This is a genomic window from Tenacibaculum aquaeponti, from assembly GCF_057221555.1.
On the sequence record NZ_CM170147.1, the window covers coordinates 1,175,415 to 1,191,173 of the forward strand.

Annotated in this window: 12 protein-coding genes; 7 read left to right on the forward strand and 5 right to left on the reverse strand. The window is 28.6% G+C overall.

Annotated features, from left to right (window positions below; translation table 11 throughout):
• Positions 1 to 52 precede the first annotated feature (52 nt).
• Positions 53 to 1,411, reverse strand: a complete 1,359-nt coding sequence (locus AC2TEO_RS05195; RefSeq protein WP_442267099.1) for an N-acetylmuramoyl-L-alanine amidase family protein — start codon at positions 1,409 to 1,411, stop codon at positions 53 to 55.
• A gap of 151 nt (positions 1,412 to 1,562) precedes the next feature.
• On the opposite strand from AC2TEO_RS05195, the gene AC2TEO_RS05200 reads away from it, so the two are divergent.
• From AC2TEO_RS05200 to AC2TEO_RS05215, 4 genes are all read left to right on the forward strand, one after another.
• Positions 1,563 to 4,175, forward strand: coding sequence for a putative LPS assembly protein LptD (locus AC2TEO_RS05200; RefSeq protein ID WP_442267100.1), 2,613 nt, complete (start codon positions 1,563 to 1,565; stop codon positions 4,173 to 4,175).
• Positions 4,176 to 4,199: 24 nt separating this feature from the next.
• On the forward strand, positions 4,200 to 4,583 hold the full coding sequence (locus tag AC2TEO_RS05205) for a RidA family protein (RefSeq protein ID WP_442267101.1): 384 nt from the start codon (positions 4,200 to 4,202) through the stop codon (positions 4,581 to 4,583).
• Between the two features lie 73 nt (positions 4,584 to 4,656).
• Positions 4,657 to 5,304, forward strand: a complete 648-nt coding sequence (locus AC2TEO_RS05210; RefSeq protein ID WP_442267102.1) for a hypothetical protein — start codon at positions 4,657 to 4,659, stop codon at positions 5,302 to 5,304.
• Positions 5,305 to 5,359: 55 nt separating this feature from the next.
• Positions 5,360 to 8,161, forward strand: coding sequence for a CHAT domain-containing protein (locus AC2TEO_RS05215; protein WP_442267103.1), 2,802 nt, complete (start codon positions 5,360 to 5,362; stop codon positions 8,159 to 8,161).
• Here the strand turns inward: AC2TEO_RS05215 and AC2TEO_RS05220 are convergent.
• A complete protein-coding gene (locus AC2TEO_RS05220; protein WP_442267104.1) occupies positions 8,141 to 8,866 on the reverse strand; it encodes a hypothetical protein in 726 nt (241 codons plus the stop codon). The genes AC2TEO_RS05215 and AC2TEO_RS05220 overlap by 21 nt on opposite strands.
• A gap of 227 nt (positions 8,867 to 9,093) precedes the next feature.
• Between AC2TEO_RS05220 and AC2TEO_RS05225 the strand changes: the two genes are divergently transcribed.
• Both AC2TEO_RS05225 and AC2TEO_RS05230 read left to right on the forward strand, forming a co-directional pair.
• Complete coding sequence (locus AC2TEO_RS05225; RefSeq protein WP_299681928.1) at positions 9,094 to 9,564, forward strand: outer membrane beta-barrel protein; 471 nt, start codon at positions 9,094 to 9,096, stop codon at positions 9,562 to 9,564.
• 31 nt (positions 9,565 to 9,595) lie between these two features.
• Entirely contained in the window at positions 9,596 to 10,315 is a 720-nt protein-coding gene (locus AC2TEO_RS05230) for a hypothetical protein (protein WP_442267105.1), read from the forward strand.
• Positions 10,316 to 10,455: 140 nt separating this feature from the next.
• On the opposite strand, the gene gap is transcribed toward AC2TEO_RS05230, so the two are convergent.
• Complete coding sequence (gene gap, locus AC2TEO_RS05235) at positions 10,456 to 11,448, reverse strand: type I glyceraldehyde-3-phosphate dehydrogenase (RefSeq protein ID WP_442267106.1); 993 nt, start codon at positions 11,446 to 11,448, stop codon at positions 10,456 to 10,458.
• 23 nt (positions 11,449 to 11,471) lie between these two features.
• Entirely contained in the window at positions 11,472 to 12,458 is a 987-nt protein-coding gene (pfkA, locus tag AC2TEO_RS05240; RefSeq protein ID WP_442267744.1) for a 6-phosphofructokinase, read from the reverse strand.
• 127 nt (positions 12,459 to 12,585) lie between these two features.
• On the opposite strand from pfkA, the gene AC2TEO_RS05245 reads away from it, so the two are divergent.
• Positions 12,586 to 14,319, forward strand: coding sequence for a sodium:solute symporter family protein (locus AC2TEO_RS05245; protein WP_442267107.1), 1,734 nt, complete (start codon positions 12,586 to 12,588; stop codon positions 14,317 to 14,319).
• Here the strand turns inward: AC2TEO_RS05245 and AC2TEO_RS05250 are convergent.
• Positions 14,311 to 15,675: a tetratricopeptide repeat protein gene (locus AC2TEO_RS05250; RefSeq protein WP_442267108.1), complete on the reverse strand. Its 1,365-nt coding sequence runs from the start codon at positions 15,673 to 15,675 to the stop codon at positions 14,311 to 14,313. The two genes, AC2TEO_RS05245 and AC2TEO_RS05250, sit on opposite strands and share 9 nt — an antisense overlap.
• Positions 15,676 to 15,759 lie beyond the last annotated feature (84 nt).

Genomic DNA, 15,759 nt, shown 5'->3' on the forward strand with positions numbered 1-15,759 from the left:
ATGGACGAAATTACTAATTATTTTTGGTAGAATAGAATAGATTTTTTCTAAATTACTGTTTCTTTAATGCTTCTTTCACAGAAATCTTCTTTCCGTTTTTAAAAGCTACGATAAAACAATCTTTATGACCTGCTTTTTTTGCTATTGTATAATTTTTCTTAACTTGTTTAAAACTCTCAGTACTACCAAAGTAATATTTGTAATATTCATCTATAACTAAAACTTCAACATCTTCAAGACCTCTGAAATTAAAATTATCGTCAGTTAAATATTCTCTTGACGCAGCAATTTGAACTTTAAACTCTATTATTGAAGGCTCCTCTTTCTTAGGTTGTTCTATTTCTTTTCGAGAAGTTTCTATTTTATTAGCAGTATTTTCTATTACTTTTTCCTGTTTCTCTATAATATTTTCTTTAGCTTTTTCAGGCTTTATTTTAACTAAAATTGTTTTCTCTTTAGAGTTAGTTGCTACAGTTATTGGTTCTTTCTCTCTTGCTTTTAAAGGGATTTCTTTTTTAGTTATTGTATTTCCTTTCGTATATATTTTTTTTCTTTCAACTGTATTAGTAACCTTATCTGTAGTTTTTTTGTTTTGAGTTATAACTTGAACTTCTTCACCAACTGTATTCATTTTAAGTTGCTGTATATATCTTTCTATTGCATCTGATATAGATTTTGCCATTCTGGCTTGCCCTACTTGAGAATTTAAAAAACGTCCTTCTGCTTTATTTGTTAAAAAACCTAATTCAATTAACACACTTGGCATTACTGTTTCTCTAAGTACCAAAAAGTTATTTTGCTTTACACTTCTATCAAAACGTTTTGCATTTAAAAAATTATTTTGAACCAATTGTGCAAAAGCCAAACTTTCATCTAAATTTTCTTCTTGTTGAATTGATAAATTTATAACCGCTTCAGGAGAATCTGGATTATAATCATAATTTTGCTTATAATTATCCTCTAATTTAATTACAGCATTCTCTCTTTTTGCTATCTCTAAATTTTGTCTATTCCCACTCAACCCTAAAACAAAAGTTCCTGCACCAAATGCTTTTGAACTTCGATAAGAATCACAATGAATAGATACAAATAAATCTGCTTTGTTTTCATTAGCTATTTTGGCTCTATTGTGTAATTCAACAAAAACATCTTTATTTCTAGTATATATAACATTAATGTCTTTATTTTTCTTTTCGAGAGCTTTACCCACTAATAAAACAACTTTTAATGCTATTTTAGATTCTTTATAACCATTTCCTAAATTCCCTGGATCTTTACCTCCATGTCCCGCATCTAAAACTACAGTATATTTTTTTTGTGAATAAGAAACCGTTATACTTCCTACAAAAAGCAGCAAAAAGAATATTATATTTATATTAATATGATATTTGGTGAATTTTAAGAATTGCATCAATAAAATTTAACTATTTTTGGCTCCTGTTATTTGGCACTCCAAATATTGAGCCATACTTTTATTAAACACAAAAATAGCATTTATCGGATTGAAAGCAAATTCATTGTACATACTTTTAATTTTATCTTTTTTTTGTTTTGAAAATAGCTTGGCTCAAGAACTAAGAAAAGACAATATACCCAACCGACCTATAGTTAAAAAAGATTCAGCTAAAATTCTAGTAAAAAAATCTAATCTTTTAAAAAAAGATACAGTTCCAAAGGTTAAATCGGATTCAATTAAAAAGGATTCAATAATTAAACCTAAAGAGGTTATTGATTATATCATTACACATGATGCTGAAGACTACACTATTCAAAATGCAAAAAACAAAACTGTAACTCTTTATAATAATGCACATTTAGTTTATGGAGACATTGACTTAAAAGCTGGGAAAATTATTATCAATTACAAAAACAATACAGTTTATGCTACTGGGATTAAAGACAGTACAGGTTATGCCCAACGACCAGTTTTTAAACAAGGTGGTCAAGAATCTGAGCAAGATTCTATTTTGTTTAACTTCAAAACAAAGAAAGCATTAGTATATGGTGTAAAAACCGTACAAGGTGAAATTATAACCTATGGTGAAAAAACTAAAAAGGTAAATGATTCTACCATTTATATGAGTAAACTCCGTTTTACTACTTCTAAAAAAGATAGACCAGATTACCATATCGCTACAAACAAAGCAAAATTAGTTCCTGGTAAAAAAATTATTGTTGGCGGTAGTAATTTAGTTATTGCTGATGTTCCTACACCTTTATACCTACCTTTTGCTTATTTCCCTTTAACTGATAAAAGATCTTCAGGTTTTATTATTCCATCTTGGGGAGAAAACAATCAACAAGGTTTCTTTTTACAAAATGGTGGATACTATTTTGCTATTAATGATTATTTCGATTTAGAACTTACTAGTGATATTTATTCCAATGGAAGTTGGGCTGTAAATGCCAGTTCTAATTATAATTTACGTTATAAATTTTCTGGAGGGTTAAGTATTCGTTTTCAAAACTTAACCAATAGTATTAGAGGTTTCAGCGATTTCTCTAAAGCTTCTAATTTTAACATTACTTGGAATCATCAACAAGATCCAAAATCGAGTCCGAACTCTAACTTAAGAGCTCGAGTAAATGTGAGTAGTAGTAGTCAATTTTTTAGACAATCGTTGAATCAAATTGATCAGAATCAAAACTTAAGAAACTCATTTGACTCCTCTATAAGTTACTACAAAAAATTTGTTGGAACTCCATTCAATATGAATGTGACATTAACTCATAGTCAAAATTCAAATAATAATATTGTAAATCTTACCTTACCTAGTTTACAAGTAAATATGGATCGTATTTACCCATTTGCAGCAAATGGAGTTAAGAAAAACGCACTTCAAAAAATAGGGGTAAATTACACTTTACAAGGTAGATATAGTATTAGTACACAAGAGGACAATTTCTTTACATCAAAAATGTTTGAAGATGCTAAAGCTGGAGTACAGCATGAAATTAGAGCAAACACGAATATAAAAGCATTTAAATATTTCACTTTATCTCCAAACTTTAATTATACAGATGTATGGAATTTTGCTACAATTAAAAAAAGATTTGATCCTGAGGTTGGTGCTGCAGTTAATGATACAATTAATGGATTTAAACGTTTTAACAGGTATAACTTTGGAGTTGGTTTAACAACTAACATTTATGGGGATTTTAAATTTAAAGGAAAAATAAAAGCAATTCGCCATACAATTCGCCCAACTATTTCATGGAGTTATGCTCCAAATTTCGCAGCTCCTTTTCAAGAACGAGTTAGAGATCGTTCAGGGATTAGAACTTATACTCCATTTGATGATGGTATTGGAATTTTTGGTGCACCAAGTAGTGGCGTTTCAAATCTTTTAAGTTTCGCTTTAAATAATGTCCTTGAAGCTAAAGTAAAACCTGGGGAAGATGATGATTCCGAAGAAGATAAAAAAATTACCATTTTAAATAACTTGAATTTTAATACAAGTTATAATATGGCTGCAGATAGTTTACGATGGAGTAATGTAAATTTCTCCGCTGGTACTCAACTTTTCAAAAATAAAATGTCTGTAAATTTAGCAGGTAGTTTAGATCCATACCAAGTTACTCCCGAAGGTGTTAAAATTGATAAATTTAATGCATCTTTATTCAGATTAAGTAATGCTACACTAACAGCAAACTATAGTTTTTCTAGTAGCGATTTTGACAAGAGTAAGAAAGACGATAAGAATAAAAACAATAATCCGAATAATCCACCAGATGTATTTGGTATTAATGATAATCAAGCTATAAACGGATTTGCAACTCAGCAACCTTCAAGACCAGGAGAAGTGAAAGAAAAAACAGCTGATCTTTATCGCTCTAAAATCCCTTGGAATTTAAGTTTTATTTATTCAGCTAGCTACTCTAACAATGGATTTAACAGAGCTGGTATTCAAAGCCATACTGTTGGATTTAATGGAAGTATTGACTTAACACCAAAATGGAAAGTAAACTTTAGATCTTCTTACGATATTTTTAATGGTGCTTTCTCTTACACTACTTTGAATTTCTCTAGAGATTTAGATAGCTGGCGTTTCAACTTTAACTGGGTTCCATTTGGAAACTTTACTTCGTATAACTTTTTTATTGGAGTTAAATCATCAATGTTAAGTGATTTAAAATGGGATAAGCGTCAACCACCAGATAGAAGATTATTTTAATAAATATAAATCAACTTTATTCTAATGAAAAAAATTATAAACACAAAAAATGCTCCTGCTCCGATAGGTCCATACAATCAAGCTGTTTTAACTGGAAATACACTATATACTTCTGGACAAATAGCAATTAATCCAGAAACCGGAGAATTAGTTTTAGATGATATTAAAACAGAGACTAAACAAGTTCTAGAAAATATGAAAGCTGTTTTAACTGAAGCAGAAATGACATTTGAAGACGTAGTTAAAACTTCAATTTTTATTTCTGATATGAATAACTTTTCTGCAATAAATGAAGTATATGGCTCTTACTTTAATGAGGATACAGCTCCGGCAAGAGAAACAGTTGAAGTAGCAAACCTTCCAAAGTTTGTTAACGTAGAAATTAGTATGATTGCAATTAAATCATAATTTTTTCTCCCCCGATGTTAACCTTTTAAGTTTATGTTACACTAACAAACAGGAACATATAATTTAACATAAAATGAAAACATCATTATTCAAGTTACTAATTGTGCCAGTTTTAATAATTTCGTGCTCAAACAATAGTGAATTAGAAACTTTACAAGCAGAAAACCTGGAATTTAGCGAAACAACAATCTTTAAAAGAAATGAAGAACCCAATCATGACAATACTTATTATGAAGAGGATTTGCATATTTTTTATTTAGAAAACAAAATCGCTAAACAACACAAAACTAAAGAAGAATTATTATTAAAAATCGAGGAAGGTGAAGAAGATCTTATTGAAGAATTGGAAAAACTTCAAAGGGATATTGAGACAAATGAAAAAGCTTTAAAATTTTTAGAAGTTAGCCCAAGAGTACCTAGTTTACCTCCACCGCCTGTACCTTGCCCAAAAAAAATAACAAGCTGTAGATTACCTTTAAATAGTTACAATTTTATCTTATTAAATAAAGATATTAAAGAGTTTTCTGTTCAAATTAAAACTGAAGAAGGAGAAATTATTAGTGATAACAAAGAGTTATTTCCTGCTGAAAATTTTGAAGGATTACCTGCTGCTCAACTAGATAAAAAAGATTTTTCAGGTAATGTTTTATTAAGCATTACTAAATTTTCTCCTTTACATGAAAGAGTAATTTCTTATGAAATTAATGCTATCATAGATTAATAAATTACTTTATTCTTTAAATAATTAGTAGTTTAGCTACATACCAAATTGGATTATGAGAGCTAAACTACTTTTTTTATTCCTCCTACTCTATTTTTTTTCTAACGCACAAAACGATTCTGTTAAGACTAAACAGTTTGAAAAACACACAGCAAATGCTTATAAACACATATATACAAATCAAGACAGTGCTTATTTATTTTTCAACAAGGCATTAAAATTAACAGAAGAACAAAATTGGCATGATAGTAAAGCTAGTATTTTGTCTTATATTATTTATGTAAGCGACTATCATTATAATTTACCTGTATTAAAACATAACTTAAATAATCTTGAACAATTATTAGTAAAAAACAAAGACTCTTTAACCCCAAATAGTTACAACAACTTACTTCCTCTTTTTCTTTTAAATAAAGCGAATTATTATTTTAAATTAGAAGATTACAAAAGAGCCAAACCTCTTTTTTTAGAATTATACAAATCCTTAAAAGCTAAAACAGATTCTAAAGAAAATATAACGAATCTTAGTAGTGTTTATTCTTTTTTAACCAATATATACACAAGTGAAGGGAAATATAATTCAGCTATTAATTTTCATGATAAAGCTGCTATACTTTTAAATAAACACCCTCATTTTTTTGAAGATATTGAATCTAGAAAAATGCTTTTGAAAAGCTACATGGCAAAAATTTATAATTCACAAAAACAATACAGAAAAGGCATCAGTTTACTTGAAGAAATTGTAGAATTTTATAAACAAAAAAACTACAAAAACTCATTAATAACCTCATATCAAGCATTAATAAACTCTTACATACTCTCTAACAACACAGAAAAAGCGCTTATACTTTTATCTAATTCAGAAAAGATATATAGAAAAAATGACCCTTTTTATAAAATTCTTCTTGAACTATATGGAGATGTTTACGCAAAAAAAGAAGATCATTTAAAAGCTATAAATTACTATCAAGAATCATTGACTTTATTCAAAAATTATCGTAATCATGAAAAGCATATTGATATTGCATTAATTGAGAAAAAAATAGCAGAAAGTTATTTCAACTCTAAACAAAACGAAAAATCTTTAACCCATATAAACCTATCAATCAACAACCTAACCTTACTAGAAAGCAAAATAAAAGACATTACTACAAACAATATACTTACAAATGATAAAACCATTGAAATTTTACATTTGAAGTCTAAAATACTGACCAAAATTTATACTTCAAATAATGATTTAGAATATTTAAAAGAAGCCTTACAAACGAGTTTACTTAGTATAGAAATTTTAGATGTAATTAAACCTACTTTAGAAAACAAAAACGATAAACAATTCTTAATAAATAATGTTTATCCTATTTTTGAAACAGCTCTTAATGAATGCTTCTTATTATTCAACCAAACACAAGATAATTCTCTTCTGAGTAAAGCTTTTTATATACTAGAAAAAAGTAAATCGACTCAATTATTAGAAGTTTTAAATCTTACCAAAGCTGTAAAATTTAATAACATACCACAACAATTAATAGACAAAGAACAACAATTGTTAGATGATATTTCGAAAATAGAAACTGACATTTACACTTCCGAGACTTCTTCCGAAAAACAAAAAGAATTAATCACAGCAAGGGAAATATATAACTCATTTCTTGACTCTATTAAGATTACACAACCCAAATACCACAATTTAAAATATAACTATGAAGTTATTTCTTTAGATAATGTAACACAAAAAATATCTGAAACTGAAGGAAACCTTTCTTTTCTTTATGGTAAAAATCATGTTTATCAATTAGCGATTACAAAAAACAAGATCGAATTACTTCGATTTGAAAGCACTAATAGTTTTAAGAAAAAACTGATAGATTTCTACCAAACAGTTTCTAACTTTAAAAGTAAATACGATAATAAAAAAGCTTATCAACTTTTTAACACACTAATACCTGAAGTATTAAAAAATAAAACAAATATTACCATTTTACCTGATGGTTTTTTACATTACATACCTTTTGAAGCATTATCTATTTCATCTTCTAAAACTAAATACGCAATAGAATCGTTCGCTATTAGTTATGGAAATTCTTTCACTTTATTGGATCAAATGAATCAAATTGAATATGATGATATACAAAAGAAAAAGATTCTAGCAGTTGCTCCTGAGTTTTACAATACAAAAAACACAAATGAAAGAGCAGATTTTAGTCCATTAATCTTCAACAAAAAAGAAGTCCAAAATATTGCTAATTATTTTAAAACGGATACTATTATTGGTAAAAAAGCTACATTAAAAAATATTGAAAAAGATCTAGCTCACTATCAGGTTTTACATTTTGCTACTCATGCTTCCGCTAATGATGAATACCCTGATTTTTCTTATTTAGCTTTCACTCCTACCAAAAATGAAAGTAATTTATGGTACATTAAAGATATTTACAACACCAAACTTAATGCTGATTTAGTTGCTTTAAGTGCTTGTCAAACAGGAATTGGAAAATTAGAAAATGGAGAAGGTAGTATCAGCTTAGCCAGAGCTTTCACATATGCAGGAGCGAAATCTCTAGTAAAAAGCTTATGGAAAGTGAACGACAAATCTTCTGCTGAGATTATGAGTTCTTTTTACAATAAATTAAATGATGGTAAAAATAAAAAACAAGCCTTACAATATGCTAAAAAAGATTATTTAGAAAAGAGTATTAAAGAATTAAAACATCCTTTCTTTTGGGCTGGTTTCGTTATTAATGGTAATACAGAACCTATTGCGAATTCTTATAATTTCTATTGGATTCTATATGTAGTTTTACCATTATTACTTCTTGTCTTAGCAAGGAAAAAGTTATTTTATTTTTTTAAGTAATAATTCTGCCTCTTGTTTCTTAAACTTATGAGGCCCAATTGCAATTTGTTGTAAATATTTTTTTGATTCAACTGTTTTATTCAATACTAAGTAAGATAATGCGATATACCATTGAGCCTGTACTTTGTATTTAGAATTTAATTGCAAATACTTCAACAGAATTGATTGCCCTTTTTCATATTGATCTGAAGCCAACAAAGAGATTCCTAAATAAAGTAATAAATCCGATTCTTGCGTTTCTTCAAAAGCATTTAATAACATAAAAGCCGCGACATTAAACTCTTTGTTTTCATAAGCTAAAAAAGCTTCTTTTTTTAAATTATTTTCATCTTCTCCTCTATTCATAGCATAAATCACATTATCAAAAGTTGTAAAATATGAAGCATATAATCTTTTATGATCTATTTTATTGAAATTAAAAAGTTCAGAGAAATTAACTATAGCAAATAGTAATGTTATAGAAGCTATAAGTTTTAGATAAAAAAAACTTGTTTTTTCTTTATAGAAATTTGTTTTCTCTATTTCTCGTAAGTATTTCTTTAAACTTCTTCTTTCTAAAATTTCTAAAGCTACTTTAACATCTTTTTGAAATCTAAATTCTATAGCAAATTCATTATCACTTATTAATAATTCATTAAAAATTATTTCTTCTTTTCTTGATAAGATATTTTGAAAATATTTATCAATCAGGGAGGACTTATTCATTTATACTAAATTTAAAAGACTCTAGATGAAACATGAACTCTTTCATCTAGAAACTTGACTTACTCTATATCAAATCATTATTCTAAATATTTAATGTTTTAAAAAAGAAAAAGTAAACAGATTCATCTAATTTCTTTTTAATTCATCTTTTTTTTTAAAAAAATTTCCAAAAATGTTTACCTCTAAAATTTTCATCCACTAAGTAATGTAAAACAACAAATAACAAGATGAAAAATTTAACATTTACTATTTTATTTATGATCGTTTCAACAGCAATGTTTTCACAAACAAAAGTTGGACTTCAAGCTGCTTATGGAACAAATTCAGAGATTGGAATCGGAGCTAAAGCTTCATTTAGAATTTCAGATAAATTTCGTGCTTCACCTTCTTTCAATTATTTCTTTGGAGAAAGTGTTCAGGGAGCAAGTTCTTCTGTTATTGGTATCAATGCAGATGCTCACTATATTTTATCTGATAAAGATGGACTTTCTTTTTATCCTTTAGCTGGTTTAAACTTAACTCGATCTAGTGCCACTGTTTTAGGTATTAGCGCTTCTGTAACTGAAATCGGGTTTAATGTTGGTGGTGGATTAAACTACGATTTATCTTCTTCTTTAACAGGTGTATTTGAAACTAAATACATTTTGAGTGCCTTTGACCAAGCTGTATTCAGTGTTGGGTTATTATATAACTTCTAAAAAAAATAGAAACATTTTAAAATATAAAAACATGAAAAATTTAAGAAATCTAATCGCAATTTTAGGGCTAATCATTTTATCTGCTTGTAGTGATAGTAATGAAAAAATCATAGACGAATTTGAAGACAAAGAATTATCTGAAGTAATGGAAGGTTTCCAAACTAAAATTTCAGAAATTAAAATTCCTACAGCATTAAGTGATAATTCAAACTCTAATGCACAAACCACAGCTACATACTTTAATGTTGTTAAAAGTTACGGACAAATTTTTTCTGCTTTCTTTAATGTTCCTGAAAACGCTACATCTCAAAGGTTAAATTTAGCAGGAAGAAATAGCGCTACTGGAAATACACAAACTTATACTTGGTCCGATGGAAATTCTACAATTAATTATAGCGTTACGGAGTTAGTAGATCGCTTCACATTTACCTATGAAATTCAGAGTCCTAATTATTCAGGTAAAGTAATGGACGGATACAGTTTAAAAGATGAAAGTAGAGCTGAGTTAAATATGTATGATAGTTCTACTGGCGGAAGTGTACTTTCTTTAAAATGGACTTTTATAAATAATACTGCAACATTAGATATTAAAAGTAATGATGGTAGCCAATTCATTTTAACTGCTAATCCAGACAATTCTGGAAATCTTGAAATTTACGAAAATAACAGTCTTAGTGTTAAATGTACTTGGACAGCAAGTGGTAATGGCACTTTGATCAATTATGAAACTGGAGAAACATTTACATGGTAAAAGCCCATTTATTTTCATATTAATTATTTAATTAAAAAAGACTCATTTGACATTAAAATGAGTCTTATTTTTTTGTAATCTTTATTAAACAAAAAAACACCTAAATTGGTGCTTTTTTTTCATTTCAAATTATCTATAAATTATAATGAAGCAGCATGCTCTAATAAGTCTACAATCTTAGTAGCATAACCATACTCATTATCATACCATGAAATTACTTTAAAGAAATTCTCATTTAATTCAATACTAGCACCTTCATCGATAATAGATGTTCTTGGATCAGACACAAAATCTTGAGAAACAACTTCATCATTTGTATATCCAATAACACCTTCTAATTCTCCTTTAGAGGCCTCTTCTAACTTAGCTAAAATTTCTTTTAAAGACGTTTTCTTTTTTGTTCTAAACGTTAAATCAACTAAAGAAACATCTGCTGTTGGAACACGAACAGCCATTCCTGTTAATTTTCCTTCTAAAGCTGGAATTACTTTAGTTACAGCTACAGCTGCTCCTGTAGAAGTTGGTATCATATTTCGTAATACAGAACGCCCTCTTCTCCATTTAGAATTTGGTCCATCCACTGCATCTTGGCCTGAAGTTGCAGAGTGAATTGTTGTCATTAAACCTTCTTCTAAACCAAAATTATCATCTATTACTTTAGCTAAAGGAGCCAAACAATTCGTTGTACAAGAAGCATTAGATATTATTGTTTCATCAGCAGTTAATGTATTATGATTTACTCCCATCACATACATTTTTGCATCTTTAGAAGGTGCAGATATAATTACTTTTTTTGCTCCTCCTTTAATATGCAAATTAGCTTTATCTTTTGTTAAGAAAAAACCTGTTGATTCTATAACATACTCAGCTCCAACCTCATCCCATTTTAGATTTTCTGGATTTCTATCAGCTGTAATTCTGATTGTTTGACCATTTACAACTAAATTTCCATCTTTTACTTCTACAGTTCCATTAAAACGACCATGTACAGAATCATATCTTAATAAATAAGCTAAGTAATCTACATCTAATAAATCGTTTATTGCTACTACTTGAATATTGTCTCTTTGGATTGCAGAACGGAAAGCTAATCTTCCAATTCTACCAAAACCATTAATTCCTATTTTAATCATTTTATTGTTTATTTTTACATGATTTATGTCGTCATAATATCCGACACTCTTAATAACTCTTTATCTATTGAATTTTGACCTTTAATAGCTTTTTCCAAATCAGTTGAAGCTACTTCATTATCCTTCAATCCTACCATTAAATTAGATTCTCCATCTATTAATAATTCAACTGCTCTTACACCTAACCTAGAAGCTAACACTCTATCAAAACATGTTGGAGAACCTCCTCTTTGCATATGACCTAAAACTGAAACTCTAACTTCATATTCTGGCATATTCTCTTCAACATAATCAGCTAATTGATATACATTTTTACCTGATTTATCACCTTCAGCTACAACTACTATACTAGATGATTTACCTGATCTTCTACTTTTCTTTAAAGATTCTAACATGCGTTCTAATCCTAAATCTTCTTCAGGAATTAAAATTTCTTCAGCTCCTGCTCCAACTCCAGTATTTAAAGCAATAAAACCAGCATCTCTCCCCATAACTTCTACGAAGAATAATCGATTATGAGAAGAAGCAGTATCTCTAATTTTATCTATAGCTTCCATTGCTGTATTCAATGCAGTATCATAACCTAAAGTATGTGAAGTACCATAAATATCATTATCTATAGTTCCTGGTATACCGATTACAGGAAAATTATACTCACTATTAAAAACAACTCCTCCTGTAAAAGAACCATCACCTCCAATAATTACCAAGCCTTCTATACCTTCTTCTTTAAGATTTTCGTAAGCTTTTGCTCTTCCTTCTTTAGTCATAAATTCTTTAGAACGAGCCGATTTTAAAATCGTTCCTCCTTTATGAATTATGTTATTTACACTTCGAGCAGACATTGGAGTGAAATCTCCTTCTATCATTCCTTGATATCCTCTATATATTCCGATACATTCTGTTCGATAATATGCTGCTGTCCTTACAACAGATCTTATTGCTGCATTCATACCTGGAGAATCTCCTCCAGAAGTCATAACTGCTATTTTTTTTACTTTTTGTCCCATAAATATTGATACCAAAGTTACTTATATTTTGCTGTTTTTTGAGATAAAAATGCGAAATCGTTTTCGATTTTCATTGTATTTTATCCCTTTTTAAAATAATTATTTACATTAGCATAAACTTACTGAAATGAAGCTAACCACACTAGATTATTCAATAATTATAATTTTCTTTTTATTATCACTTTACATCGGAGTAAGAGCATCAAAATCAGCCAAAAAGAGTAGTGCCGATTTTTTTCTTTCTGGCAGAAACATGCCTTGGTGGCTTTTAGGAATCTCTATGGTTGCTACTACATTTGCAGCAGATACACCTGGATTAGTAACTGAACTCGTAAGAACTCATGGCGTATCTGGAAATTGGGTTTGGTGGGCTTTATTACTAACAGGTATGCTAACCGTTTTTTTTTATGCTAAACTTTGGAGAAAATCAGGAATTACAACAGATTTAGAATTTTACGAATTAAGATATTCTGGTAAAACTGCTGGATTTTTAAGAGGATTTAGAGCAATCTATTTAGGAGTCGTTTTCAATGTAATAACTATGGCTGGAGTTTGTTTAGCAGGATCTAAAATAGCTAACATTTTATTAGGTTTATCACAAACTGAGACTCTATTGTATTCTTCTATAATAATTGTTATTTATTCATCTTTAGGTGGTTTAAAAGGTGTTTTATTAACAGATTTTGTTCAGTTTATAATTGCGATGATAGGTTCTATTTGGGCCACAATTTACATAGTGAACCTACCTGAAATAGGTGGAATTCAAGAACTACTAACACACTCCTCTGTTGAAAGTAAATTAAATTTACTACCAGATTTTTCAAATACTGAAACTTTAATCACTTTGTTTATTATTCCTTTTGCAGTGCAATGGTGGAGTACTTGGTACCCTGGAGCCGAACCTGGTGGCGGAGGATATATAGCACAAAGAATGCTAGCTGCTAAAGACGAAAAAAATGCAACTTGGGCTACTTTATTTTTTAACTTTGCTCATTATGCTATTAGACCCTGGCCTTGGATTTTAGTTGGTTTAGCATCATTAATTGTATTCCCAGACTTAGTTAGCATTAATAATACTTTTCCTAATTTAACTAAGGAAATGAGAGGTGATGATGTCGCTTATGCTGCAATGATGACATATTTACCAGCAGGTTTATTAGGCTTAGTACTCACATCGTTAATTGCGGCATTTATGAGTACAATTTCAACACAATTAAACTGGGGAAGTTCCTATATAGTAAATGATTTTTATAGTCGTTTTATAAATAATAAAGCTTCAGAAAATCAGAAAGTAATTGTTGGTAGAGTTTCTACAGTTGTATTAATGATCATGGCTGCCTCCTTTTCTTTCTTTCTACAATCTGCTAAGGATGTTTTTGATTTATTACTACAAATAGGAGCAGGTACTGGGTTATTATTCATTTTGAGATGGTTTTGGTATAGAGTTAACCCTTATAGTGAAATTGCAGCTATGATAGTTTCATTCTTAATTGCTATTTTCTTTTTTATAAATAATAAAATGGTTGAACCTATTTTAGATATTAAAGGTTATTGGCAATTAATAATTGGAGTTTTTGTAACCACAGTAGTATGGATAATTGTAACTTTAAATACTAAACCTACAGACAAAAACACTCTTGATCAATTTAATCAATTAATTTTTGGTAACGAAAGTAAATTTAAAAACATAGGGTCAAAAATAGTAGCTTTCTTTTGTAGTATTATAGGTATTTATGGGTTCTTATTCGCTACTGGAAATTGGATATATGGAAGAACAAGCACTGCATTAACTCTATCTATTTTAACAATAATTTCAGGTATAATCATTCAGCAACTTTGGAAGAAAAAACTATTAGAGTAAGCTAAACTTAGCTATAAAATTTTGAGTGTCTTGATCTTTATATATTGTAGGAAACAAATCCTTTATCAACTCATGGTGCTCAAAATCGATCTCTAATGCTTTCTTTAAATGGCTAAAAGCGTAATCATCTTCATGATTTATTTTAAACAGACCAAATAGGCGATATTCAATTTCAGCAAAATTGTTATAAACTTTTTTAGCTTTTAATAAAATACTTAATGCATTTTCAAATTCACCTATAAAAAGTAAAACATCTGCAAGAGCAATATAAATTTCAACATCAATATCTCCAAGGTTTACACACATTTGAAAAGCCTTTACAGCTTCTTCATAAAAATTAAGTTTAATATTTATTTCAGCATATTTCCTCCAATACATTGGATTAGAATCATCAATTTGTAGAGCTTTATTAATATAATAAACAGCCTTATTATAATTCTCAACATCATAATAAATGTCTGTCAATAACAACCAACCTCTATCAAGTAAAGGATCCTCATAAACAGCTTTTTTAAAATATTTTATTGCTGTCTCTTTTATATTTAATTTATTATAACATTCTCCGATTCTTATATAAACATAAGCTGTTGGATCATCCAATTCTAATGTAATTAAATAGTTTTCTATAGCTTCTTCATGGCGTTGTAAATTCTCTAATGTTTTTGCTTTTTCTAAATAACCTCCAATAAAAGCATCATCTACTAATACTGCGTATTCAAAAGCTTTTAAAGCATCTTCAAACATATTTAACTCATAGTATTGCTTTCCTAATTGATGCCAGGCTACCTCGCTATATGGATTCTTTTCTAAATATTTTTTTAAAAAATCGATTGATTCTTCATAGTTTTCTTCCATTTCAAAACAATAAATAATATTGTACAAGGAAGAATAATCTTCAAAATCTACATCTATACATTTTGCAAAATTAAATCTTGCATTTTCATAATCATCTAAATACAAATACTCCATTCCTATCATAGCCCAAACATCCACAGGGTCTTCAACGAACTCTAATGATTCTTTTAAAATTTCAATAGCTTCTTTATGTTTTTTATCTTTTGATAAAATTGTAGCTCTTTGTATAAAAACCTCATCGTTATGAGGCTCTATAGCTTCTATATCTGCTAATAAGCTAATTGCAGTCTCTATTTCATTATCAAATACAAGAACCTCTACTTTTAATAATTTTAAATTAATAGATTCTGGATGTTGCTCTAACCCCAATTGCAATGCTTTCTTTGCTAAAGAATGCTTTCCTACATTTAAATAATGCTCTACTATATTTTCAAACTCAGAAGTATCGAAAAAATATACTTCATTGGTTTTTAACATAGATTCAAATTTTGATAAAGACATTTACTGTAGAATTTGATTTATTATAAATCTACTACAAGAAGTCTTTTTTTCTAACAGCAACACTGTTTATTTTTCAACAAAATA

Coding starts and splice junctions, on each gene's coding strand:
- AC2TEO_RS05195 (WP_442267099.1), bottom strand. CDS start 1,411: ATGCAATTCTTAAAATTCACCAAATATCATATTAATATAAATATAATA.
- AC2TEO_RS05205 (WP_442267101.1), top strand. CDS start 4,200: ATGAAAAAAATTATAAACACAAAAAATGCTCCTGCTCCGATAGGTCCA.
- AC2TEO_RS05210 (WP_442267102.1), top strand. CDS start 4,657: ATGAAAACATCATTATTCAAGTTACTAATTGTGCCAGTTTTAATAATT.
- AC2TEO_RS05215 (WP_442267103.1), top strand. CDS start 5,360: ATGAGAGCTAAACTACTTTTTTTATTCCTCCTACTCTATTTTTTTTCT.
- AC2TEO_RS05220 (WP_442267104.1), bottom strand. CDS start 8,866: ATGAATAAGTCCTCCCTGATTGATAAATATTTTCAAAATATCTTATCA.
- AC2TEO_RS05225 (WP_299681928.1), top strand. CDS start 9,094: ATGAAAAATTTAACATTTACTATTTTATTTATGATCGTTTCAACAGCA.
- AC2TEO_RS05230 (WP_442267105.1), top strand. CDS start 9,596: ATGAAAAATTTAAGAAATCTAATCGCAATTTTAGGGCTAATCATTTTA.
- gap (WP_442267106.1), bottom strand. CDS start 11,448: ATGATTAAAATAGGAATTAATGGTTTTGGTAGAATTGGAAGATTAGCT.
- pfkA (WP_442267744.1), bottom strand. CDS start 12,458: ATGGGACAAAAAGTAAAAAAAATAGCAGTTATGACTTCTGGAGGAGAT.
- AC2TEO_RS05245 (WP_442267107.1), top strand. CDS start 12,586: ATGAAGCTAACCACACTAGATTATTCAATAATTATAATTTTCTTTTTA.
- AC2TEO_RS05250 (WP_442267108.1), bottom strand. CDS start 15,675: ATGTCTTTATCAAAATTTGAATCTATGTTAAAAACCAATGAAGTATAT.